The sequence below is a fragment of the Bacillus sp. EB106-04-02-XG92 genome (assembly GCF_058791995.1).
The window spans coordinates 204,282-227,554 of sequence record NZ_JBYTEA010000002.1; the positions used below are offsets into that span (position 1 = coordinate 204,282).

Genomic DNA, 23,273 nt, shown 5'->3' on the forward strand with positions numbered 1-23,273 from the left:
GGAACAAAAATCTTGTCCTATATGAAATGATGAGCGTTACCTCAAACGAGGCAACGCACATCTACAACAGTGAATATAAAATAGAAGCTAATTTTAATGTATCATGCCTTACAACATGATCATCATACTTCGCTAATTGATCTTGAATGACATCAATATTATTTTCGGTAAAACGCTCTTCATCTACTACAACTGGTGCCGACATTTCTTCCTCATATAACTGACGTAATTCACAAGGAATATCACGGTTATTTACAATTGCAGTATCGATAAATGGCTTACCTAAATGATCATGTAACGCCTGCACATGGTCAAACGCAGTATATCCCATCGTTTCACCAGCTTGCGTCATAACATTACACACATATACCTTCTTCGCTTTTGCAGCAAGAACAGCGTCCCCAATTTTGTTAACAACTAAATTCGGTAATATACTCGTATACAAACTTCCTGGACCGAAAACAAGTAAATCAGCTCGTTTAATCTCAGTCAACGTTTCATGTAACGGCTCTACATCTTCTGGAGTTAAAAAGACACGGTTAATCTTCTTTCCGTAATAAGGAATCTTTGATTCACCTGTTACAATTTCTCCATCTTCTAGTTCCGCATGAAGTACCGCGCTTTGGTTCGCTGCCGGTAACACACGCCCTCTGACATTTAATACTTTACTCGTTTCCGTAATCGCATGGAAAAAGTCTCCTGTAATAGAGGTCATACCCGCCAATAATAAATTTCCTAACGCATGACCTTTCAGCCCGTCTCCCGTTGTGAAACGATGCTGGAATAAAGCTTCCACCAGCGGCTCTACATCTGATAACGCAACGAGTACGTTACGAATGTCACCTGGGGGTGGAATTTCTAGCTCATCACGTAATCTACCTGAACTGCCACCATCATCAGCGATTGTAACAACTGCTGTAATATCAACTGGATATTGTTTTAATCCTCGTAATAATACAGAGAGTCCAGTACCGCCTCCCATGATGACAATTTTAGGTTTTCTCTCTTTTTTCATCCCTTAATGGCCCTTTCTCTTCTCCACATCACGATGAGATACATGAACGCTATACTCTGGTTTCAAATGTTTCCCAAGGTATTCTGTAAGCGTAACAGAACGATGCTGTCCACCTGTACATCCAATTGCAATTACAAGTTGACTCTTGCCTTCTCTTTTATAATGAGGCAGCATGAAAGTAATAAGATCCGTCAATTTCTCTAAAAACTTATGCGTCTCATTAAATTTCAGCACATACGATGAAACTTCTTCATCTAGTCCTGTTAATGGCTTCATATGTGGAATGTAATATGGATTTGGTAAAAAACGAACATCAAATACTAAATCTGCATCAATTGGAATGCCGTACTTAAATCCAAATGACATAACATTTACACGAAATGCTTGCTCCGTTTCAGTTGAAAACAGATGAACAATTTTTTCACGTAATTCTTTCGGTTTTAAATCTGATGTATCAAGCACAATATTCGCTCGTGCCTTCATATCAGTTAATAAGCTACGCTCCATCTCGATTCCCTTTAAAGGCAAACCAGTTGGTGCAAGTGGATGCGAACGTCTCGTTTCTTTATAACGAGTTACAAGCGTGCCATCTTTCGCATCTAAGAATAAAATATGAGGGATAATCCATGTACGTTCTGATAAATCATCAAGTGCTCCCCATAAATGTTCGAAAAACTCTCGGCCACGTAAATCAACGCCAAGTGCTACTTTGTTCATTTTTCCTTTTGAATCCGCCATAAGCTCAATAAACTTCGGCAACAACATCGGTGGTAAATTATCTACACAGAAATATCCTAAATCTTCAAAACTTTGTAAAGCTACTGTCTTTCCTGCTCCAGACATTCCTGTAATAATTACCATTTTTATATCATTATTCTCTGTCATCGTATCCTCTCCTTGACGGTTTAACTCGGATCTAATCGATATGAAAGCAACTCAAAATCTGGGGTATATACAAATGTACCGTAGATTATGCCATTTCCTTTAATTAAATAATCAATAATGTGATAATCTCCTGGCGCCATTGCTAAATCATCAATTTTATCAAATGTATGCCAACCAATGATGCCTTCTTCGCTCTCTAGTTTGTTTTCTCCTGCAAAATCTGTCGCTAAAAAGGAGAACATCATCCATTCAGAGACAACTTTATCACCTTCTTGGATGACAAAGGTGAAGACCCCCTTTAACGCTGGGTTCTTTAAATAAATACCTGTTTCTTCACGATACTCGCGAACAACGGAATCTCTTACAGTCTCACCACGCTCCATTTTCCCGCCTGGTGCAACCCACCAATTTCGACGAGGTTTTTGGAGTAAGAGTACTTCATTATCTCTAATTAACACACAGTTTGTCACTCTTTGCATGTTTCTTCACCTCAGCTACTTGCAGTAAATTTCTCACTGCATACTCATTTCATTATACTATCAAAAACAGTTTGCTACAACGAAGGAGCCAGTCTCCTTTCGCTAAGCATATACTACTCAACAATTTTAAAAAAGCTTTCTATAACAAGCAATGTAAATGCTTAGAAATTCAATAAATAGCATGAAAAATCCCCTTAACGATTTTTATCGCCAAGGGGATTACAGCCCTTACTTCTTACCGAAATAAGTAACAATCGCAAATCCTAAAATAAAGGTAATAATTGAACTTATAATTGAAAATCCACCAGTCGGAATACCAGGGAACACAATCACAATCGAGCCGATAACAAGTCCAATAATTGCCGCAAATGTCATACTTTTATAACGTTCTAATAAGAAACTAATTCCTTTACTACTTACAACAAACCCTACCATAACACCGGCACCGATAACTACGATTAATGGTAAGTTCAATGTAGTTAAAGCATTGATTGCTGTCGGATACACACCAATAATTAATAAAATAAATGATCCGCTAATTCCAGGAAGCAACATAGCCATACTAGCCATCCATCCTGCGAAAAATAAACCAATTGCATTTAAAATTGTTAACGTCGTAATTGGATCTGCTGCCTTATCTGGTTTAAAGAAAGCTGTGATTGCAACAAGGATTGCTGCAACTATTAATAAAACAATGTGCTTACCTTTAAACGACGACTTTGCATCAGCTTCTCTCATTAACATCGGTAATATGCTAATAATTAAACCGAGAAAGAAAAATTGAGTCGGTTCATAATGATTTGCAAGTAAATATTTAATAACGTGGCTTAACGTTAAAAACGCTGCTGCCACACCAGCTGCAAGAGGAATTAAAAATCCTAAATGTTTTTTCCAGTCACGACTAAAGAATCCACTAATTGCCGCAAGTAATTGTTCATAAATCCCTAACACAACAGCGATTGTACCGCCGCTCACACCAGGAATTAAATCACTAACACCCATACAAAATCCACGATATATATTACGCCATTCCATACTGAATAAATTCCTCATTTCTTATAGTGATTTTTCCGTAAAGTCCAGTATATCAATAAGAAAGCTTATAATCCTAATATTTTTTGACAAAACTTTGACATTTTCACACAAAAAAAGAAGAAAGCTCCTATCTGTAGCTTTCTTCTCAAAAGGTATGTTACCCCTTATTTTTCTGATACAGTTTTTAGTTCTTCTAATAATTCTTCTACGTAATGTTGTGCACTTTGTGCTGCAATACTACCATCACCTGTTGCAGTTACAATTTGACGTAGCATTTTTTCACGAACATCTCCAGCTGCGAAAATACCAGGAACTTTCGTTTCCATACGCTCATTTGTTTCAAGGTAACCATTTTCATTTGTAATACCTAGTTCAACAAATGGTTTTGATAATGGTAACATGCCAATGTATACGAATACGCCATCAGTTTTAACTTCTTTCTCTTCTCCACTGTTTACGTCTACAAGTGTTACACTGCCAACTTTACCACTTGCTTCGTTAATTTCTTTAATCGTGTGATTCCAAATGAAATCTACTTTCTCATTTTGGAAAGCACGATCTTGTAAAATTTTCTGTGCACGAAGCGTGTCACGACGGTGAACGATCGTTACCTTTGATGCGAAGCGTGTTAAGAACACACCCTCTTCAACAGCAGAATCTCCTCCGCCAATAACTACAAGTTCTTTTCCTTTAAAGAACGCTCCGTCACATACTGCACAATATGATACACCACGGCCGCCAAGTTCAGCTTCGCCTGGCACACCAATTTTTTTATATTCTGCACCGCTTGCAACGATAATTGCACGTGCTTTATATTCTTTTTTACCCGCAATAATTGTTTTGTATTCTTTACCATCGATGACTGCTTTCACATCACCGTATGCATATTCAGCACCAAATTTCTTTGCATGCTCGAACATTTTATTTGATAAGTCTGGTCCTAAAATAGACTCATAACCTGGGTAGTTTTCTACATCTTCCGTGTTTGCCATTTGGCCACCTGGAATACCACGCTCAAGCATTAATGTGCTTAAGTTCGCACGAGAAGTATATACCGCAGCTGTCATACCAGCTGGTCCTGCACCAATAATAATGACATCATAAATTTTTTCTTCTGACACACCATTCAACTCCTATTCATTCCTACACAATTAAGTTACCCTCATTATACTGTTAGCATCATCTTTTTCCCAATGATTTGCTTACCTTATTTATGCGTACGTTTCACAGCCTGCACATACTTTCGAACAGTCGCTACAGATACATTATATACATCTCCAAGCTCCGACTGTGTCATCTTATTTCCTTGTTCGCTGCGTACGATATATTCAATCGCAGCTGACCAGCCGTATACATTTGTGAAGACTGCCCCAGATGTATATAAACGTATGAACGTACAAAACCAAAATTGTAAACACTCTTCGATTAATTCATCTTCTTTTTTCGTATAATTATATAAGGCATCCGCAATTCGCGCGCACTGTTCGAACTGTTGTAAATCAGCTGGAATGCTCTTATGGCTATTAAGTAAAAAGAAATACTTTGCAAGTTGCGATACGATTGGAACACCGTTCTTCGCCTGCGTTACATCAAAGAAGAATCCCACCTTCTCTGGCGTCGACAATTCATTCATTAAATATAAAGCTAGCATTTGTTCCTCTAGCGTCGCACTTTGCTGAAATGATTTTCGTAATTCTTCAAATAACACGTTTTGTCCTTCATCCGCTAAATTTAGCGCATTCCACGGCTCTTTCCCCTTTTTATCAGGGTGCAATTCTACAACATGTTGCCACATTTTTTCTGCTACTTGCTGATCTTTCACCATATAAGCAGAATATGCAAACCAATAATAAAAACTAACGTCTCCTTCGTATCCTTGACGCTTTAATAATTTGAACCATTTATATGCAGGCTCGAAATGACCAATTGTTGCAAGTGTCGTCCCAAGTTTCAAACGATGTTCAAACGAAATCGGATATACCGAAACTAACTGTCCTGCTAACGCCTCTACTTGTTTATGCTCTCCAATTGAATATAGAAAAATAAGCGTATTACAAAGCGCATGTATATTACCTGGATTTTTCTCTAAAATCATTTCCGTTAATTTCAGTGCCTTATCTACATTGCCAGATTGAAAATGCGCAATAGCTAAATTATTATGCCCCGACCAAAATTCCGGATAATCTTTCGTAACAATTTCTAATGTAGTAATTGCTTCTTCCAATTGTCCGTTACGAATATAACGATTCGCTTCTTCTTGCATAACAATTAGATCATCTTCATCCTCAATCTCTTCTGCACCCATCGCTTCTTCTTCCATAATTTCAAGTAATTCTAATGTATCTTCAACGAATTCCTTCTCTTCCGCCACTTCTAAATAACGATCCGCATATTTTTTGGCCTGCTGAAATAGTCCCATATATGCATAGTTATTTGCAATAAAATAATAGCATTGTTCAAGTTCAGGGTTAGATCTAACTAACTTTAAGAAGGTTTGATTCGACTCTTGATATTCACCAGCCTCAGATAATACTGTTGCTAATTGGCATAAAATAAACGGCTCCTTCTCGCTTTGTGCCGCTCTTCGAAAATATTTAATTGCATCTTGCAATTTTTGTCCTTTGTAAGCCCTCATCCCTTTTTTATAAAAGAAGTCCGCTAATTGATTAAAAGAGATAACTTGTCCGTTCTCCTTATATATTCTTTGATTTTTCCCCATATATCCTCCAGTTTTTTGTTTTCTTCGTTCACACATTCTTCTATCTATAAGTATAAACGATTCCGTAAAAAACAAAACAGTATATTATACTCAATTATTTCCTTTTTATTCATTAAAAAAGAAGAGAAATGTTACATTTTTAGCATCAACCTTCTCTAGCATCCATTTCTTCTTTCGTATAAATAATTCGCATTGGATTTCCACCCACGAAAGCGCCACTTGGTACGTCTCTATGAACGAGTGTGCCAGCTGAAACGATCGCGCCATCTCCAATTTTCACACCTGGTAATATCGTTGTATTTGCCCCAATCATCACTTCATTTCCTATGACGATCTCTCCAAGTCGATATTCTCGAATTAAATATTCATGTGCTAAAAGCGTTGTATTATATCCAACAATTGAATTTTCTCCCACAGTTATCTTTTCTGGGAACATAATGTCCGGCATGACCATAAGCGCGAACGATGTTTTCTTTCCTACCTTCATCCGTAAAAATGTGCGGTACAGCCAATTCTTGACGGATAAAAATGGTGTATAACGAGCAATCTGGATAATAATAAAATTCTTCATTACCTTCCAAAAGGACACTGTTTTATACACATTCCATAATGAATTTTCTCCCGAAACAGGATAGCGCGTTGTCCGTCGCACTTAGCTCGCTCCTCTACTAACTTACTTAAGCCTTTATGAACGGTTCATATTAGACAAAATTGGTAGTAAATCACTCATTTTATCTAGCATAAAGTCCGGCTTGTAAGCCTCTAAATAAGCTCTACCTTTCAGTGTCCATGAAACAGCAGCTGTTTTCGTACCTGCATTTTGTCCACCAACAACATCATGATGGTTATCCCCAACCATTAATGCTTCTTCCGGTTTCGCATCTAATAACTGAAGTGCTTTTTGAAGTGGCTCTGGATGTGGTTTCACATGCTCCACATCATCAATTGTCACGACAACATCAAAAAATTCATCAAGCTTTGACAACTTTAATCCCATTTCAACAGTTTGTCTCGCTTTCGTTGTAACAATCCCAACTTTATAGCCTTGCTTCTTCAACTCTTGAACTGTTTCATATACAGTTTCATATTCTTCTACTAATTCATCATGATGATCATGGTTAAATTGACGGTAACATGTGATCATCTCTTCAACCTTGTTTTCATCAATCTTGCTGAAAGTGTCATGTAAAGACGGGCCGATGAATGGCAATACATCTTCACGCTTATATTGATTTGGATAATATGTATGTAACACATGTAAAAAAGAAGAAATAATAAGTTCGTTTGTATTAATTAAAGTTCCATCTAAATCAAATAACACTGTATTTATTCTCATTGCCTTAGTCCTTTCTCTTTCCTGAATATGAAAGAAGCAGCATCTCATAATAAGATGCTACTTTTCTCTAATTTTCCGAATATCTTTTATCAGCTTGCCCCATTTTTCGTCTCACAATAATGAAAATAATAGAAAGAACAACAAGTCCAATTGACATTACTTGTGCGATACGAAGTGGTCCTAGCATTAAACTATCTGTACGTAAGCCTTCTACGAAGAAGCGCCCTACTGAATACCAAATTAAATATGTGAAGAACAGTTCCCCGCGGCGTAAGTTCACTTTTCGTAATGCAAGTAATAAAATGACACCTGCAAAATTCCATAATGATTCATATAAAAACGTCGGGTGGTAGTACACACCATCAATGTACATTTGATTAACAATGAAATCCGGTAAATGAAGACCTTCTAAAAACTGTCTCGTTACTTCATCACCATGTGCCTCTTGGTTCATAAAGTTTCCCCATCGACCAATTGCTTGTCCTAGTAAAATACTTGGCGCAGCAATATCAGCCAACTTCCAGAATGAAACCCCGCGGCGTTTCGCAAAAAGAATCCCTGTAATAACAGCCCCGATTAAACCACCATGAATCGCCAAGCCACCTTGACGAATATTAATAATTTGACTCGGGTTTTGCGCGTAATATTCCCATTCAAAAATAACATAGTACATTCTCGCAAATAGAATAGCGATTGGTACTGCAATTAATACAAGGTCAACAAATGTATCTTTTGGAATACCTAGCCTTTCTCCCTCGCGAGTTGCTAGCCAAAGACCTAATAGCACACCTGTACCGATAATAATCCCGTACCAATAAACAGGAAACGGTCCAAGTTGGATCGCTACGCGGTCAAGCTGTGGTACAGAACCTAACAGCATATGTATGACCTCCCTCTCCAAAGTTTACTCCTGATTTCCTAACTCAATCGCACTCATTAATCGTTCAGAGAACTGCTGTGCTGCATTGACTCCCATACGTTTTAGACGGAAGTTCATCGCTGCCACTTCAATAATAACAGCCAAGTTTCGACCAGGGCGAACTGGAAGTGTAATCTTCGTAAGTTCTGTATCAATAATCTTCATCTTCTCTTCATCAAGACCTAAGCGATCGTAATTTTTCTTTTGATCCCAAATTTCAAGATTAATAACAAGTGTAATACGCTTATAATTTCGTACTGCCCCTGCACCGAATAACGTCATAACGTTAATGATACCTAGACCACGAATTTCTAATAAATGCTCAATTAAATCTGGTGAGCTTCCTACTAATGTGTCTTCATCTTCTTGGCGAATTTCTACACTATCATCCGCAACAAGACGGTGACCACGTTTTACAAGCTCAAGAGCTGTCTCACTTTTACCGACACCACTTTGACCTGTAATTAAAACACCAACGCCATAAATATCTACTAACACACCATGTACAGCTGTTGTAGGTGCTAACTTACCTTCTAAATAATTTGTTAAACGACTTGATAATCTTGTTGTCGTTTGAGCAGAACGTAATAAAGGCATGCCTGATTCACGTGATGCTTGCAATAACTCATCTGGTACATCTTGATTACGAGTTACAATAATACATGGCGTCTCCTCAGTACAAAGCGCTTTCATTCTCTCTTGTTTTTGCTCTGTCGTTAACGTGTCAAAGAACGTAAGCTCCGTCTTTCCAAGAAGTTGCACGCGATCAGCTGGATAATATGTAAAAAATCCTGCCATTTCAATTCCAGGTCGTGATAAATCACTCGTATCAATTGGACGATGAATTCCTTCTTCACCACTTATTAACTCCAATTGAAATTGTTCAATTAAATCTTTTGTCCTTACTTTCGGCATATGTATAAACCTCCACTCCGCTGCGGGTTCAGTCTCATTTGATGTAAAATTCCATTCTACCGGATATTGTACCATTTTTTTCTGGAAACAAGAAATACGGTTTCTAATAAATAGAAAAAAACATTTCATACACATCATGAAATGTTTTTCTTTTTGTCATTTTCTCTTTTTTTCATATAAAGGTTCCACAATTGCCTTTTCAATAATCATATTAAAAATTGAAATACAAATTGCTGCAACGATCGCTACACCAAATCCTGATATATTAAATGCATCTCCTAATAATGAATCTGCTATTTTTAACGTAATCGCATTAATAACAATTAAGAAGAACCCGAAAGTTACAACAGTAATTGGTAACGTAATTAAAATTAAAAACGGTTTTACAAACACGTTTAAAACAGCCAAAATAACACTCGCAATAATTGCAGTTTGTATATTTGCTACGTAAAACGCGTCTGGTGCAATCCCTTTTAAAAGTCCCGATACAGCGATTAACACAACGCTATTTACAAGAAGTGATACAATCCATCTCATTTTCTTACACATCCTTTTGACATATATATTTCATCATACGCTAATAGATAAGAAACGCAAGTATCATACAAACACTTATATCAACTTATTCTACTCTTCCTGCTTGTATACCTACTAACATTCCTTTGTGAAGTAGGGACCACACCATCTATGTTCATGCGTTTTTACAAAAGTCCAAGTGAACTCTTTATCTACAATATAGATATCACCTTTATACATATCGTCCCTCTCACACAATATATCATCCATATGTAATGAACTCGCATCCTTTATTAGTAGTACGTCATCACAATGTTGATAGAATATGTAGCAATCCTTTTTTACTTCATTATGAAACGCACTCTCTGCTTCCGCCCCTTCTAAACACTTCTTTTTCTCATAACTAAATATGTGCCATAGATACCCACATCCATACTTATCTCCGTAAAGAAAAATGTCTTCTTTTTCCTCATCACTTAAATGATTTGCAAAATGATCCTCCCAGCACTTCCGAAAATATACACCCCAACTTTGAAACTCTCTTACCCTCATGTTTTTCTTTCTTAAAACATCTGTAAACTCCATCTTCTCCCCCTATGAACGAAAAACCGAGTGGCATTTCCACTCGGTTTTTATTAATACACTTATTGAGATAACTCTACTTCTTTTATCTTCTCTTTCATTCTTGCTTTATCACGATTTAAAATCTCTTTTAAATACTTACCTGTATATGAACGCTCTTCTTTCACTACTTGCTCTGGCGTTCCGGAAGCAACGATTTGTCCCCCCTTGTCCCCGCCCTCTGGGCCAAGGTCAACGATATAATCAGCTGTTTTAATTACATCTAAATTATGTTCAATTACAAGTACGGTTTCACCACTCTCAACAAGACGTTGCAGCACTTCTAGAAGACGTGCGATATCATGCGCATGCAAACCAGTCGTTGGCTCGTCTAAAATGTATAACGTACGTCCTGTAGAACGACGATGTAATTCAGAAGCTAATTTCACACGCTGCGCTTCTCCACCAGATAACGTCGTAGCTGGTTGCCCTAATTTCATATAACCAAGCCCTACGTCTACAAGTGTTTGAAGTTTACGCTTAATTTTTGGGATATTAGCGAAGAATTCTACTCCATCTTCAATTGTCATCCCTAACACTTCAGAAATGTTTTTATCTTTATATTTCACTTCTAACGTTTCACGGTTGTAACGTTTACCGTGACAAACTTCACACGGAACGTATACGTCTGGTAAGAAGTGCATTTCGATTTTAATAATTCCATCACCACGGCACGCTTCACAACGTCCACCTTTTACATTAAAACTGAAACGTCCTTTTTGATATCCGCGCACTTTCGCTTCATTCGTTTGCGCAAACACATCACGAATATCATCGAATACACCTGTATACGTTGCTGGATTAGAACGTGGTGTACGACCGATTGGTGATTGATCAATATCGATTACTTTATCTAAATGCTCAAGACCTTTAATTTCTTTATGCGTACCTGGCTTCGCTTTCGCTTTATATAACTTTTGCGCTAACGATTTATATAGTACTTCATTAATCATCGTACTTTTACCGGATCCAGATACACCCGTTACCGCTACAAACGTACCAAGCGGGAATGACATCTTCGCATTCTTTAAGTTATTCTCTTTTGCGCCGACAATTTCCACTTTACGTCCGTCACCTTTACGTCTTTCAAGTGGAACTGGAATAAACTCTTTACCGCTTAAATACTTACCTGTTAGCGAATTCTCATCTTGCATCACTTCAGCTGGCGTACCTGCTGACACAACTTGACCACCATGAATACCTGCACCAGGCCCGATATCAAGTAAATAGTCAGCTGCCATCATCGTATCTTCATCATGTTCAACAACAATTAACGTATTACCTAAATCGCGCATTTCTTGCAATGTACGAATAAGACGATCGTTATCACGCTGATGCAAACCGATAGAAGGTTCATCAAGAATGTAAAGTACGCCAGTAAGACGAGAACCAATTTGCGTCGCTAAACGAATACGCTGCGCCTCACCACCTGATAAAGTTCCTGCGGCACGACTTAACGTTAAATAGTCTAAACCGACGTTTACTAAGAACCCAACGCGCTCTTGGATTTCTCTTAAAATTAAATGAGCAATTTTTTGTTGTTTCTCCGTTAGTTCCACATTTGAGAAGAATTCCTGTACTTCTTGAACAGAATACTTCGTTACGTCAGCAATCGTTTTCCCGCCAACGAAAACAGCTAAACTCTCAGGCTTTAAGCGCCCGCCTTTACACTTCGGACAAGCTTGTTCTGCCATATACTTTTCCATTTGCTCACGAACATAATCAGAACTCGTCTCACGATAACGACGTTCAATATTTGGAATAACACCTTCAAATAAAATCTCATTTTCCTTTACTTGACCAAATTCATTTACATAGCGGAAATAAACTTTCTCTTCACCGCTTCCGTACAACACTTTATCAAATAAATCTTTCGGTATATTTTTCACAGGCACATCCATATCAACGCCGTAATGATTACATACAGATTGTAAAAGCTGCGGGTAATATTGTGAGCTTGTCGGTTCCCAAGGAGCAATCGCATGTTCATTTAATGATAAATCCCAGTTCGGAATAACGAGTTCTAAATCTACCTCTAGCTTTGAACCAAGTCCATCACAAGAAGGACATGCCCCGAATGGACTGTTGAATGAGAACATACGTGGCTCTAATTCTCCGATTGAAAAACCACAATGCGGACAAGCATGATGTTCACTAAATAGAAGTTCCTCTTCTCCCATTACATCTATTAACACTCGGCCCCCGCCAAGCTTTAATGCACTTTCAAGTGAATCCGCAAGACGGCTTGCGATTCCTTCTTTTACAACAATACGGTCAATGACAACTTCAATAGAATGTTTCTTATTTTTATCTAACGTAATCTCTTCAGATACATCCAACATTTCACCATCAACACGTACACGAACATATCCTTGCTTCTTAATATCTTCAAGCACTTTCACATGCGCACCTTTACGTCCAGAAACGATAGGAGCTAACACTTGTAATTTCGTACGTTCAGGATATTCAAGAACACGGTCTACCATTTGCTCTACTGTTTGTGATGTAATTTCAATGCCGTGATTCGGACAAATTGGCGTACCAATTCGCGCAAATAATAAACGTAAATAATCATAAATCTCCGTTACCGTTCCGACAGTTGAACGTGGATTACGACTCGTTGTTTTTTGATCGATTGAAATCGCTGGTGACAACCCTTCAATCGTATCTACATCCGGCTTATCCATTTGTCCTAAAAACTGACGCGCATACGCAGATAACGATTCTACGTATCTGCGCTGCCCTTCTGCATAAATCGTATCAAACGCTAATGATGATTTCCCTGAACCAGACAATCCTGTCACAACAACAAGCTGATTTCTCGGAATGGTTACATCAATATTTTTTAAGTTATGTGCTCTAGCACCTTTTACAACAATAAAATCCTTGCTCATGCTCACTCCGTTCACCCTTCCGCTTTTAATTCTAATAGTAAATCTCTCAATTCAGCTGCACGCTCGAAATCTAACGCTTTTGCTGCTTCTTTCATCTCTGCTTCCATCTTCGCAATTGTCTTTTCACGCTCTTTTTTCGTCATCTTCTTGGCTGGCGCAGCTTCATACGTTTCTGTTTCTTCAGCAGCTGTCGTTGCACGTATCACATCACGCACGCCTTTTTGAATCGTTTTCGGCGTAATACCATGCTCTTTATTGTAAGCTTCTTGTATAGTACGACGACGTTGCGTTTCTTCAATCGCAATTCCCATCGATCTTGTTATACGATCTGCGTACATAATTACGCGGCCGTTTTCATTACGTGCCGCACGACCGATTGTTTGAATTAATGAACGCTCTGAGCGCAAGAATCCTTCCTTATCAGCATCTAAAATAGCGACAAGTGATACTTCTGGAATATCTAATCCTTCTCGTAATAAGTTAATACCGACAAGTACATCAAACTTACCAAGGCGAAGGTCACGGATAATTTCAATACGTTCTAACGTTTTAATTTCAGAGTGAAGATAGTTCACCTTAATTCCTACATCTTTTAAGTAATCCGTTAAATCCTCTGACATCTTCTTCGTTAAAGTCGTAATTAATACACGTTCATTTTTTGCAATGCGATCTTGAATTTCTCCTAATAAATCATCAATTTGACCTTCGATTGGTCGTATATCAATTGGTGGATCTAAAAGCCCTGTTGGACGAATAATTTGTTCGATTACTTCTGGTGACTGCTCTAACTCGTACGGTCCTGGCGTTGCTGAAACGTAAATAACTTGATTCGTTTTCTCTTCAAACTCATCGAATGTGAGCGGTCTATTATCTAAAGCTGATGGCAAACGGAATCCATGATCTACAAGCACTTGTTTACGTGCTTGGTCCCCGTTATACATCGCTCTTACTTGTGGCACGGATACGTGTGACTCATCCATAACGATTAAGAAATCTTTCGGGAAATAGTCTAATAGCGTATACGGCGTTGCACCCGCTGGACGAAGGGTTAAATGACGGGAATAGTTTTCAATCCCTGAACAAAAGCCCATCTCGCGCATCATTTCTAAATCATAACGTGTACGTTGTTCTATACGCTGCGCTTCTAACAGCTTGCCATTATCATTTAATTCCTTTAAACGCTCTTCTAATTCTTTTTCGATATTTTCAATAGCGACCTTCATTTTTTCCTCACGTGTAACGAAGTGAGATGCCGGGAAGATTGCTACATGATCACGTTCTGCTAATACTTCACCTGTTAACGCATTTACTTCACGAATACGATCGATTTCATCACCGAAAAACTCAATTCGAATACAATGCTCGTCAAGTGATGCCGGGAAAATTTCAACTACATCTCCACGCACACGGAATGTACCACGCTTGAAATCAATATCATTACGTCCATACTGCACATCAACAAGCTCGCGAAGCAATTGATTGCGGTCCTTTTCCATACCAACTCGAAGTGAAACAACTAACTCGCGGTATTCTTCTGGTGAACCTAAACCATATATACACGAAACACTCGCAACGATAATTACATCGTCCCGTTCAAATAATGCGGACGTTGCTGAGTGACGCAATTTATCAATTTCATCATTAATTTGCGCATCTTTTTCAATAAACGTATCTGTTTGCGGCACATACGCTTCTGGCTGATAATAATCGTAATAACTAACAAAATATTCAACTGCATTATTCGGGAAAAAATCTTTCAGCTCACTATATAACTGTCCTGCTAACGTTTTATTATGAGCCATGACAAGTGTTGGCTTCTGCACTTCTTTAATGACATTTGAAATCGTAAATGTCTTACCCGTTCCTGTCGCTCCAAGCAACACTTGCTTTTTCTTTCCACTATTAATTCCCTCTACAAGCTTCTCTATAGCTACCGGCTGATCACCTTGCGGGGAATACGCTGAGACAATTTCAAATTGACGTTCCAAGAAAATCCGACCTCCTCATAAAAAATCTGTATTATTATTTTACCACGAATGCCCATAAAAAACCTAAAAAAACGAACAGATATTCGGTAAAGTTTTCGACAATATATACATAGAAAAAGGAAGGAGAGCACACTTCCTTCCTTATCAAACCTTCTCCCACATGAACAGAAAGTAAACAACACACTAATTAAAAACCTAATTCATTTCAAATAGACATATAAAACTAGCTCTTTTTCCTACTGTCATCCTCTCCTATACAAACTATTGGTATACTAAAAAAGCTACTTTCCTCTACGAAAGTAGCTTCTCTTTTCCTTTTTCCTTCTTCGGGAAAAGAACATATGAAAATGAAATAACTGTATCCACTAAAAGTATAATCGCCCAAACTTGGCTAACACGACTTGCTTTTTCATTTAAAACAATCCCCGTTTCTAACCAATTATGCCATTGTTCAAACGGGACAAAACCGTACAGAAAGAAAAAGAAAATATGCACAACAACGAATAAAACAAGATGTAATACCCAATTTTTTATTTCCTGCTTCGCATAAGCCATACCTGTTAATTCTACGTGTTCTTCCATAATTGGCGCTGGTTCATTCCGCCATTTCGCAACTAGCTTTTGCGCAAATATATCAAGCTTCTTCAAATCCTTTTTCCCGTAGAAAACTGCATACAATAAAATAATTACCGTAATGATTTGAAAGTTAGAGAACTTTCCTGTTTGATAATAGTCCACTACCCCTAAAGTTAAAATAAACACTTCATTTACGAGTAGTACAATCCCCATAATAAAGCTTGCCTTCTTCAAACGGAATCCGTAACGAAGTAAAAAGAAACCGATAGCTGATAACCAAAATACAATCTCTGCCCCAATTAAAAAATACCAACGATATTCTGCAAGTATACTCATTTATCCTTCTCCTTTTCATCATATATACGAAAAGCTTCATCCATATATAATAAAAGTTCTTCTTCAATTGGATACATGCTCATTTTCTGTGAATCTTCCTTCGATTTTCTAACTTCCCATAACTTATCTAAAAATGCTTCATCACCATTGGCCATTTCTAAACACTTCTGCATTAATCTCTTCGTTGCCTCTTGTACCTCATCACTCACGACTTCTTTGCCCTCTTTCATAAAAGTGCGAAATTGCTTTAATAAATCTACCCACTCTAAAACATTCGGATCTTCTTCACTCATATTTGGCAAATTATGAAGCAATTTTTGTTCTTCCTTTGAAAATACTTCATTTTGAAATATTTCACGTATACGAGATGACTGTTTCGAAAGCTGAATCAGCTCGAACATAACTTTCCAATCAAGTTCACCCTCTACATCTACCGAATAAACAACTGCTTGTAAAACGCGCTCCATTCGATTGAATTTCTTTTGTTCTTCCTGTACAAATCTAAGTTGTTTTTCAAGCGAATCCTTTAAGTTAAGCTCACCTTTTACTAACATATTCGCAGACTCTTTTAATGAAAATCCCATTTCCTTTAAAAATAAAATTTGTTGGAGACGTATTACGTCAGCTTCACTATATAAACGATGCCCACCTTCTGTTTTCCCGCTCGGCTTTAATAAATCTATTTGATCATAATAACGTAACGTACGTACTGTTACCCCTGTTTCTTTCGTCAATTGTTGTATTGAAATCACTACCATCACCTCTTCCTCTTCATTATAAAAGGTGACGTAACGTCACTTTCAATACTTTTGTTAAAAAAATACAAAAAGCTGTTTATACTCTTCGTATAAACAGCTTTTACGGAAATAATCCTTTTTGTACAGCGCGCCCACAAAATAAAATAAGTGCTCCAACGACAACACTCGTTGCTGTTTTATGATAATGAGCTGAAACTAATAAATAATATGATAAGCCTACAGTGCCAAGCATAATACAAATACTCGGTACTGGATTACGAGAGAAGTTCTGCATTCCCCAAAACAAAGCAAAAATAGCCGTAGCGACACATAATACCGGTAATCCCATCCCAGTTCCCCTTTTTCTACCTATTCCTTGTTGCTAACACACTCGTCGATGCCACACTTATTAATGAACCAAAAATAACAATATATAATAACTCATTTACATGTACTGCTTGCCTATCTAAATACTTATTTACACAAAGATACATAATGAATAAGAAAACGAAGCTTGTTATACTAATCGTAAAATACGACTTCATCTTGTTCACAACTCGCCCATCAATCGACGGTACTCCCTCTTCTTTCAAACGCTTCTGTTCTCTGTATTCCGAAATACTATATAAAATGACTAGTGCTACATTCGATATGAAAATAGCTCCCCACGAAATATTTAAAATCACTAAACTCACATTTAAAACAAGACCCGCTAAAAACAAACTTCCTATGAACCGTATAACGTCTTGCTTACTCATACATGATCAGCCTCTTTTTCATTTCTATACTTCCACTTCGGCCAATAGTTCACAAAGAAATAAACAAACTGCCCTACTACAAATAATACAAACGGCATACCGGCACTTCCGTCAATGATTAGATTGTACAAACTCCACACAGCTAAACTAATCGTAAAAAACAACCCTACATATTTAAACGCTTTATCCGACTGAAATCTCTCAAACTCATCTTGCATTTTTCATTCCTCCTATCTTTATGCTCGTTTCCCTATCATGACTCCTATGATGAGACTACCCGCAAACAAGGAACTACATATTATAAATATTTCTTGTATTGGCATAACGGCTCTACCTATTGCTTTACTCGCAACAATATAAACAATAAGCAATAAAAATGCGAATACAAATGAGACATTTACATACCTCTTTATGTTTTCATTTACTCGCTCGTCTATATCTGGAAGTTCTTCTTTTTTGTACTTACGCTTTTTGTAATACGTATACACTATTAAAAATACAATTGCTAAAACGTTTTACTCACTATGAGCGGTAAAATTGGTATAGCCGGATTCATAATATGAACTACAATGTCTCCCAAAAACAATCCAATAGTCGCACCAATCAATAACTTTTTAGTATCGTCCATTTTTCTCCCCTTACTCTAGCGTAAATATTTCCTCCACCTTCATCCCAAAATATTTAGCGATTTTTAACGATAACTCTAGACTCGGATTATAATGATGATTTTCAATCGCCACAATCGTCTGCCGCGTCACCTGCATCGCCTTTGCCATTTCAACTTGCGTTATATGATTTTGCTTTCTTAACTCTTTTATTGTATTTTTCACACCCATAGGCTCCACCTTTGAAAGTAAAGATATCTTTACTTCAATTATAAATATTTTCCATTTTCAAGTAAAGATTTCTTTACAAATTTTAGAAAAATGTTTTCACTAAATATCTTCTCTAACAAAGTACAAGAGTCATTTAATTTATATCAGGGATTTTTTTAATATATCGACTTACCGGCAAATACCGATATCATTAGCCCTATAATCATAAGAAAAAGCTGTCCCCAACTACCTATGGGAACAGCTTCTCCGCCCTACTACATAAATCCTAACGCATATACAAGAACGTATCCAAGAATAGAAAGGCAAATCGAACCAATTAGCCCTGCCACGAACGCTTTACTTCCTAACTTACGAAACGTTTTAAACTCTACATTTAAACCAAGCCCCGCCATCGCCATTGCGATAAGCATGTAAGCAATGACAACAATGTATCCGGCAACAACTTCTGGTATAACCCCGAGCGAATGTACCGCACTCATCGCTAAAAATCCGAAGATGAACCACGGAATTGGAAGATCGCGCCACGATCTTTTTTCCTCGCTACCTTCGCTCTTACCAAACCATAATCCAATTAAAATCGCTACTGGCACAAGCATTGCAACGCGCGTTAACTTCACGATAACTGCGATATCTACAGCCGTACTTCCTCCTGGCGCCGCAGCTGCGATAACATGGGCGATCTCATGCAGCGTCGCACCTGAGAATACACCGTAACCGTACGGAGAAAAGCCGAGAACTGGGTATAATAACGTATAAATAAGTGTAAATATCGTACCTAAAATTGCAATAATTGCTGCGCCGACTGCCGTTTCTTCATCCTTCGCTTTCACTTGCGGTGCAATTGCCACGACAGCAGCCGCCCCGCAAATTGCCGTCCCGCATGCTGTTAAAATTCCAAGCTTCTTCTCTACCTTAAATACTTTCGTTAGTCCGTATACAACGAAAATCGTAAATGTAATAACAACCGCTGCGATGACCAATACTTTCGGCCCTGCCTTCGCAATATCAACAAGATTTAATCGCATTCCAAGTAAGATGATCCCGAAGCGAAGCAACTTCTTACTCGCAAAGTTTGTCCCTGCAATTGCATCACGAGGAACTCCAATTGCCGCACGCCAAACCATCCCAATTAGAATAGCAATTACTAATTGTCCCATAATATTTAAAAATGGAAGCTCTGCTAAATATTTCGCCGCAATTGCAATTAATAGTGTAATCCCAATTCCTTGTGAAAATCCAAAGCCCTTCTTCTTTTGTATAACAAGTGTTTGTTCCACTTTGTACCACTCCAATAATCGTATTGGAACATGCATGTTCTATCTACTTACATTATAAGAGAGTTTCTATAATAAGTTTAATACCAATACCCAATCTCTATCATCAGAAATACTTATGATAAGATGAAAGAAAAACGAAAGGAGCTCATTACATGAACGTAGACATTTTAAAAATTTTCGTTACTGTCGTGGAACAGAAACATTTCTCCCGTGCAGCAGAATTATTAAACCTTTCACAGCCTGGTGTAAGTATGCACATTCGCAACTTAGAAAATGAATTTGGAACTACACTCATTCAGCGCTCCCCGAAACACGTTCAAGTGACAGAGGCTGGAAACATTTTATACATACACGCAAAGCAAATGCTCTCTCTTTACGAAGATGCGAAACAAGAAATTAACGAATTACATAACGTTGTAACAGGAACTCTTCGCATCGGTGCTAGTTTTACAATTGGCGAATACTTACTTCCAAAAATACTGGCTAACTATGCGAATGAAAATCCACACGTCGAAGTTCATACCTTTATCTCAAATACAGAAGACGTTTTGCAAAGCCTTCGCTCTAATCAAATTGATATCGGCTTAGTGGAAGGGCAAGTCGTATACGCCGACGTTGACGTTGAAACATTTATGCAAGATGAAATGAAGCTCGTCGTTCCGCCAAATCATCCACTGCTCCGCACAAATGAAATAAATGAAAGCACACTCCAAGATCAAGTATGGGTATTAAGAGAAAGTGGCTCTGGTACACGTGCTTATAGTGATCGTTTTATTCATCAACACCATTTAAAAATGAAACGATTCTTTACATTCAGTAGTATCCAAAGCGTGAAGGAAGCAGTTAGTGCCGGGCTTGGCATCGCTATCCTTTCTGATTGGACCGTACGGAAAGAGCTACTGGCAAAAGAGCTATTCCACGTCGAAGTTCCAGACGAACAACTCATCCGTCCATTCTCCATCGTGCGCGGCAAATATTTTATCCCATCTAAAGCTATTCAAGTATTTTTAAATCATGTACATTCTTTTGCGAAAAAACAGCATTGACCTTCACATTAGTGTGAAGGTTTACAATTACGAAACATTATTAGTTCAAATCCGGAAATGCCAAGAAGCGCTCTAATGTCTTCCCTATATATCGACGAGACCTTCCGCATTTCCCAAGAAATATTGAAACTTCGACATAGAATAGCATCAATAAAAGTAAAAGCCGTGCATCAGCACGGCTTTTACTTTAAATACGAACAGCAGTCCCGCTCACTGCAACCATTAGCATTCCTTCGCGAACTACTTCGTAATCCACGTCGATACCAACAATTGCATTCGCATTTTTTTGTCTTGCGAAAGTTTTCATCTCTTCCATTGCGATGTCACGTGCTTCTTTCAATTTACTTTCATAAGCACCCGCACGACCGCCGACAACATCACGGACAGAGGCGAAGAGGTCACGAACGATATTCGCGCCCATAATCGCTTCTCCATTCACGATATCGATATACTCAATAATTTCTTTTCCTTGAATTGTAGACGTTGTTGTTACAATCATATTTTATAGCCTCCCATATGAGATTTTCATCTACTTATATGATGTGCTAATTCAGTAGAAATTATATTTACGAACTAAACTGCGCTTCGTATAACCTGCTGTATCCTCCGCCTTGCTCAATTAATTCATCATGTGAACCTTGTTCTGCAATACCATCTTTATTTACAACGACGATACGATCTGCATTTTTAATCGTTGCAAGTCTGTGAGCGATAACTAACGTTGTACGACCAACTGCTAATTCAGCAAGTGATTTTTGAATCGCTAGTTCCGTCTCTGTATCTAATGCAGAAGTCGCTTCATCTAATATTAAAATTGGCGGGTTTTTCAAGAACATACGAGCAATCGCTAGACGCTGCTTCTGTCCTCCTGAAAGTTTCACGCCGCGCTCACCGATAACAGTATCTAAACCGTCTGGTTGTGAGTAAATTAAGTCTTCTAACTGCGCTCGTTTTACTGCCTGCCAAATGTCAGCCTCTGACGCCTTTAAATTTCCGTAAGCAATATTTTCACGAATCGTTCCAGAGAATAAGAACACATCTTGCTGCACAATTCCGATTTGCTTACGAAGTGAAGATAACGTCATATCTTTCGTATCAATACCATCAATTTGAATCGAACCAGACGATTGCTCATAAAAACGTGGGAGTAAACTACATAACGTTGTTTTCCCTGCTCCTGATGGTCCAACGAATGCAACTGTTTCGCCTGCATGTATTTTCAAGCTAATGTCATTTAAAATCGGTTCTTTATTTTCATATCCGAACGTAATGTTGTTATATTGAATATCGCCGTGTACATGTTTAACTTCAATCGCATCTTTAGCGTCTACAATATCTGGCTCTGTCTCAAGAAGCTCTACATATCTCTTAAAACCAGCAATCCCTTTCGGATAACTTTCGATTACCGCATTAATTTTTTCAATTGGGCGGAAGAAAATATTCGTTAATAGAACGAATCCGATAAATCCACCGTACGTTAATTCACCTTGCAGAACAAACCATGTACCGCATATTAAAACGAAGAGCGTTACGAGACGCATGAGCATATAACTAATCGACGAATTTAACGCCATAATTTTATACGCCATTAATTTCGTTGTACGGAAACGAGCGTTGTTAACAGCAAATTGCTCTTTCTCAAACTTTTCATTTCCGAATGCTTGTACAACACGAATACCCCCGACATTGTTCTCAATACATGCATTGAAATCAGCAACATCAGAGAATAAACGTCTAAATGTACCTGTCATTTTTTTATTGAAGTATAGCGCTAACCATAATAAGAATGGAATAACGAAGAATGTTAATAATGCTAATTTCCAGTTGATCATCATCATAAATGAGAATGCCCCAACTAAAGTCATAACGGCGATAAATAAATCTTCTGGCCCGTGGTGAGCAATTTCTCCAATTTCCATTAAGTCGTTTGTAAGACGCGAAATTAAATGACCTGTTTTATTATTGTCAAAAAATCTGAATGATAACTTTTGAATGTGATCAAATAATTTCTGCCTCATATCCGTTTCAATGTTAACGCCAAGCATATGCCCCCAATATGTAACGACGTATTGTAAGCCTGCGTTTAACATATACACTGCAAGTAAACCGAAACAAGCCCATAAAATAAGCGTCCAGTTTTGCCCTGGCAATAACTTATCAATAAATTGATTTACGATAAGCGGGAAGCCAAGTTCTAATAACCCTGCGACAACCGCGCAAGAAAAATCGAGTATAAATAAACCTTTATACGGTTTATAGTAAGAAAAAAATTTACGTAGCATATCTTCCCTCCATTTTCCAAAATTAAAAAGACTCCCTAAATGATAACCATTATCAAATGATTATTCAAGTTATCCGTCTATGAAACTTCAAAAGAAGGTTTGC

Annotated in this window: 24 protein-coding genes and 1 pseudogene; 1 reads left to right on the forward strand and 24 read right to left on the reverse strand. The window is 37.8% G+C overall.

The genetic code is table 11. The features are described 5' to 3' along the window. Nucleotides 1–61: 61 nt before the first annotated feature. The 22 genes and pseudogenes from AC3WVA_RS07105 to AC3WVA_RS07210 all read right to left on the reverse strand — a co-directional run bounded on the left by AC3WVA_RS07105 (nucleotide 62) and on the right by AC3WVA_RS07210 (nucleotide 19,842). Nucleotides 62–1,015, reverse strand: a complete 954-nt coding sequence (locus AC3WVA_RS07105; RefSeq protein ID WP_048528171.1) for a gluconeogenesis factor YvcK family protein — start codon at nucleotides 1,013–1,015, stop codon at nucleotides 62–64. Nucleotides 1,016–1,018: 3 nt separating this feature from the next. Continuing rightward, nucleotides 1,019–1,900 (reverse strand): RNase adapter RapZ, encoded by an 882-nt coding sequence (gene rapZ / locus AC3WVA_RS07110; RefSeq protein ID WP_000138462.1) that lies wholly within the window; start codon nucleotides 1,898–1,900, stop codon nucleotides 1,019–1,021. 20 nt (nucleotides 1,901–1,920) lie between these two features. Continuing rightward, entirely contained in the window at nucleotides 1,921–2,379 is a 459-nt protein-coding gene (locus AC3WVA_RS07115; protein WP_001190080.1) for an NUDIX hydrolase, read from the reverse strand. 228 nt (nucleotides 2,380–2,607) lie between these two features. Beyond that, the gene (locus tag AC3WVA_RS07120; RefSeq protein WP_071758445.1) at nucleotides 2,608–3,414 is read right to left on the reverse strand and encodes a DUF368 domain-containing protein; all 807 of its coding nucleotides are present in this window, start codon (nucleotides 3,412–3,414) and stop codon (nucleotides 2,608–2,610) included. Nucleotides 3,415–3,578: 164 nt separating this feature from the next. After that, a complete protein-coding gene (gene trxB, locus AC3WVA_RS07125) occupies nucleotides 3,579–4,535 on the reverse strand; it encodes a thioredoxin-disulfide reductase (RefSeq protein ID WP_071758446.1) in 957 nt (318 codons plus the stop codon). 86 nt (nucleotides 4,536–4,621) lie between these two features. Further along, complete coding sequence (locus AC3WVA_RS07130) at nucleotides 4,622–6,133, reverse strand: tetratricopeptide repeat protein (protein ID WP_098520877.1); 1,512 nt, start codon at nucleotides 6,131–6,133, stop codon at nucleotides 4,622–4,624. A 145-nt stretch (nucleotides 6,134–6,278) separates the two neighbouring features. Further along, nucleotides 6,279–6,785 carry an acyltransferase gene (locus AC3WVA_RS07135; protein WP_071758447.1) on the reverse strand — a complete coding sequence of 169 codons (507 nt, stop codon included), beginning with the start codon at nucleotides 6,783–6,785 and terminating at the stop codon, nucleotides 6,279–6,281. A 33-nt stretch (nucleotides 6,786–6,818) separates the two neighbouring features. Further along, entirely contained in the window at nucleotides 6,819–7,469 is a 651-nt protein-coding gene (gene ppaX / locus AC3WVA_RS07140) for a pyrophosphatase PpaX (protein WP_048528166.1), read from the reverse strand. A gap of 67 nt (nucleotides 7,470–7,536) precedes the next feature. Beyond that, complete coding sequence (gene lgt, locus AC3WVA_RS07145) at nucleotides 7,537–8,349, reverse strand: prolipoprotein diacylglyceryl transferase (protein ID WP_098345435.1); 813 nt, start codon at nucleotides 8,347–8,349, stop codon at nucleotides 7,537–7,539. A gap of 24 nt (nucleotides 8,350–8,373) precedes the next feature. After that, nucleotides 8,374–9,303, reverse strand: coding sequence for an HPr(Ser) kinase/phosphatase (gene hprK / locus AC3WVA_RS07150; protein WP_048528164.1), 930 nt, complete (start codon nucleotides 9,301–9,303; stop codon nucleotides 8,374–8,376). Between the two features lie 156 nt (nucleotides 9,304–9,459). Next, the gene (locus AC3WVA_RS07155; RefSeq protein WP_098345436.1) at nucleotides 9,460–9,840 is read right to left on the reverse strand and encodes a phage holin family protein; all 381 of its coding nucleotides are present in this window, start codon (nucleotides 9,838–9,840) and stop codon (nucleotides 9,460–9,462) included. A gap of 114 nt (nucleotides 9,841–9,954) precedes the next feature. Beyond that, nucleotides 9,955–10,404 (reverse strand): DUF4275 family protein, encoded by a 450-nt coding sequence (locus AC3WVA_RS07160; RefSeq protein ID WP_098520878.1) that lies wholly within the window; start codon nucleotides 10,402–10,404, stop codon nucleotides 9,955–9,957. 59 nt (nucleotides 10,405–10,463) lie between these two features. Further along, nucleotides 10,464–13,334 (reverse strand): excinuclease ABC subunit UvrA, encoded by a 2,871-nt coding sequence (gene uvrA, locus AC3WVA_RS07165; protein WP_141539591.1) that lies wholly within the window; start codon nucleotides 13,332–13,334, stop codon nucleotides 10,464–10,466. An 11-nt stretch (nucleotides 13,335–13,345) separates the two neighbouring features. Beyond that, nucleotides 13,346–15,322 carry an excinuclease ABC subunit B gene (gene uvrB, locus AC3WVA_RS07170; protein WP_048528161.1) on the reverse strand — a complete coding sequence of 659 codons (1,977 nt, stop codon included), beginning with the start codon at nucleotides 15,320–15,322 and terminating at the stop codon, nucleotides 13,346–13,348. A 291-nt stretch (nucleotides 15,323–15,613) separates the two neighbouring features. After that, nucleotides 15,614–16,234: a hypothetical protein gene (locus tag AC3WVA_RS07175; RefSeq protein ID WP_097845431.1), complete on the reverse strand. Its 621-nt coding sequence runs from the start codon at nucleotides 16,232–16,234 to the stop codon at nucleotides 15,614–15,616. Then, nucleotides 16,231–16,992: a MerR family transcriptional regulator gene (locus tag AC3WVA_RS07180; protein ID WP_141539580.1), complete on the reverse strand. Its 762-nt coding sequence runs from the start codon at nucleotides 16,990–16,992 to the stop codon at nucleotides 16,231–16,233. The genes AC3WVA_RS07175 and AC3WVA_RS07180 overlap by 4 nt, the downstream gene beginning before the upstream one ends. Before the next feature lie 100 nt (nucleotides 16,993–17,092). Beyond that, nucleotides 17,093–17,320 carry a hypothetical protein gene (locus AC3WVA_RS07185; RefSeq protein WP_000524124.1) on the reverse strand — a complete coding sequence of 76 codons (228 nt, stop codon included), beginning with the start codon at nucleotides 17,318–17,320 and terminating at the stop codon, nucleotides 17,093–17,095. A gap of 16 nt (nucleotides 17,321–17,336) precedes the next feature. Further along, the gene (locus tag AC3WVA_RS07190; protein ID WP_492321839.1) at nucleotides 17,337–17,729 is read right to left on the reverse strand and encodes an ATPase; all 393 of its coding nucleotides are present in this window, start codon (nucleotides 17,727–17,729) and stop codon (nucleotides 17,337–17,339) included. After that, complete coding sequence (locus AC3WVA_RS07195) at nucleotides 17,726–17,947, reverse strand: hypothetical protein (protein WP_098520882.1); 222 nt, start codon at nucleotides 17,945–17,947, stop codon at nucleotides 17,726–17,728. The genes AC3WVA_RS07190 and AC3WVA_RS07195 overlap by 4 nt, the downstream gene beginning before the upstream one ends. Before the next feature lie 18 nt (nucleotides 17,948–17,965). Continuing rightward, nucleotides 17,966–18,357 (reverse strand): annotated as a pseudogene (locus AC3WVA_RS07200) (hypothetical protein). 10 nt (nucleotides 18,358–18,367) lie between these two features. Then, complete coding sequence (locus AC3WVA_RS07205; protein ID WP_002143740.1) at nucleotides 18,368–18,565, reverse strand: helix-turn-helix transcriptional regulator; 198 nt, start codon at nucleotides 18,563–18,565, stop codon at nucleotides 18,368–18,370. Between the two features lie 254 nt (nucleotides 18,566–18,819). Then, the gene (locus AC3WVA_RS07210; RefSeq protein WP_141539581.1) at nucleotides 18,820–19,842 is read right to left on the reverse strand and encodes a YeiH family protein; all 1,023 of its coding nucleotides are present in this window, start codon (nucleotides 19,840–19,842) and stop codon (nucleotides 18,820–18,822) included. A 152-nt stretch (nucleotides 19,843–19,994) separates the two neighbouring features. Here AC3WVA_RS07210 and AC3WVA_RS07215 point away from each other — a divergent pair, with 152 nt between their 5' ends. Then, complete coding sequence (locus AC3WVA_RS07215; protein ID WP_098345442.1) at nucleotides 19,995–20,888, forward strand: LysR family transcriptional regulator; 894 nt, start codon at nucleotides 19,995–19,997, stop codon at nucleotides 20,886–20,888. Nucleotides 20,889–21,075: 187 nt separating this feature from the next. Here the strand turns inward: AC3WVA_RS07215 and AC3WVA_RS07220 are convergent, their stop codons facing one another. Further along, complete coding sequence (locus tag AC3WVA_RS07220; RefSeq protein ID WP_000637523.1) at nucleotides 21,076–21,387, reverse strand: heavy metal-binding domain-containing protein; 312 nt, start codon at nucleotides 21,385–21,387, stop codon at nucleotides 21,076–21,078. A 67-nt stretch (nucleotides 21,388–21,454) separates the two neighbouring features. Next, a complete protein-coding gene (locus AC3WVA_RS07225) occupies nucleotides 21,455–23,170 on the reverse strand; it encodes an ABC transporter ATP-binding protein (RefSeq protein WP_048528153.1) in 1,716 nt (571 codons plus the stop codon). Nucleotides 23,171–23,273: the final 103 nt, after the last annotated feature.

What these genes read in the sequence shown, in the direction of transcription:
- hprK (WP_048528164.1), bottom strand. Translation starts at nt 9,303, where the DNA reads ATGCCGAAAGTAAGGACAAAAGATTTAATTGAACAATTTCAATTGGAG.
- AC3WVA_RS07185 (WP_000524124.1), bottom strand. Translation starts at nt 17,320, where the DNA reads ATGGGATTACCGGTATTATGTGTCGCTACGGCTATTTTTGCTTTGTTT.
- AC3WVA_RS07215 (WP_098345442.1), top strand. Translation starts at nt 19,995, where the DNA reads ATGAACGTAGACATTTTAAAAATTTTCGTTACTGTCGTGGAACAGAAA.
- AC3WVA_RS07220 (WP_000637523.1), bottom strand. Translation starts at nt 21,387, where the DNA reads ATGATTGTAACAACAACGTCTACAATTCAAGGAAAAGAAATTATTGAG.
- AC3WVA_RS07175 (WP_097845431.1), bottom strand. Translation starts at nt 16,234, where the DNA reads ATGAGTATACTTGCAGAATATCGTTGGTATTTTTTAATTGGGGCAGAG.
- lgt (WP_098345435.1), bottom strand. Translation starts at nt 8,349, where the DNA reads ATGCTGTTAGGTTCTGTACCACAGCTTGACCGCGTAGCGATCCAACTT.
- AC3WVA_RS07190 (WP_492321839.1), bottom strand. Translation starts at nt 17,729, where the DNA reads ATGAGTAAGCAAGACGTTATACGGTTCATAGGAAGTTTGTTTTTAGCG.
- ppaX (WP_048528166.1), bottom strand. Translation starts at nt 7,469, where the DNA reads ATGAGAATAAATACAGTGTTATTTGATTTAGATGGAACTTTAATTAAT.
- AC3WVA_RS07225 (WP_048528153.1), bottom strand. Translation starts at nt 23,170, where the DNA reads ATGCTACGTAAATTTTTTTCTTACTATAAACCGTATAAAGGTTTATTT.
- AC3WVA_RS07195 (WP_098520882.1), bottom strand. Translation starts at nt 17,947, where the DNA reads ATGCAAGATGAGTTTGAGAGATTTCAGTCGGATAAAGCGTTTAAATAT.
- AC3WVA_RS07130 (WP_098520877.1), bottom strand. Translation starts at nt 6,133, where the DNA reads ATGGGGAAAAATCAAAGAATATATAAGGAGAACGGACAAGTTATCTCT.
- uvrA (WP_141539591.1), bottom strand. Translation starts at nt 13,334, where the DNA reads ATGAGCAAGGATTTTATTGTTGTAAAAGGTGCTAGAGCACATAACTTA.
- AC3WVA_RS07105 (WP_048528171.1), bottom strand. Translation starts at nt 1,015, where the DNA reads ATGAAAAAAGAGAGAAAACCTAAAATTGTCATCATGGGAGGCGGTACT.
- AC3WVA_RS07155 (WP_098345436.1), bottom strand. Translation starts at nt 9,840, where the DNA reads ATGAGATGGATTGTATCACTTCTTGTAAATAGCGTTGTGTTAATCGCT.
- AC3WVA_RS07120 (WP_071758445.1), bottom strand. Translation starts at nt 3,414, where the DNA reads ATGGAATGGCGTAATATATATCGTGGATTTTGTATGGGTGTTAGTGAT.
- AC3WVA_RS07180 (WP_141539580.1), bottom strand. Translation starts at nt 16,992, where the DNA reads ATGGTAGTGATTTCAATACAACAATTGACGAAAGAAACAGGGGTAACA.
- AC3WVA_RS07205 (WP_002143740.1), bottom strand. Translation starts at nt 18,565, where the DNA reads ATGGGTGTGAAAAATACAATAAAAGAGTTAAGAAAGCAAAATCATATA.
- AC3WVA_RS07160 (WP_098520878.1), bottom strand. Translation starts at nt 10,404, where the DNA reads ATGGAGTTTACAGATGTTTTAAGAAAGAAAAACATGAGGGTAAGAGAG.
- rapZ (WP_000138462.1), bottom strand. Translation starts at nt 1,900, where the DNA reads ATGACAGAGAATAATGATATAAAAATGGTAATTATTACAGGAATGTCT.
- AC3WVA_RS07115 (WP_001190080.1), bottom strand. Translation starts at nt 2,379, where the DNA reads ATGCAAAGAGTGACAAACTGTGTGTTAATTAGAGATAATGAAGTACTC.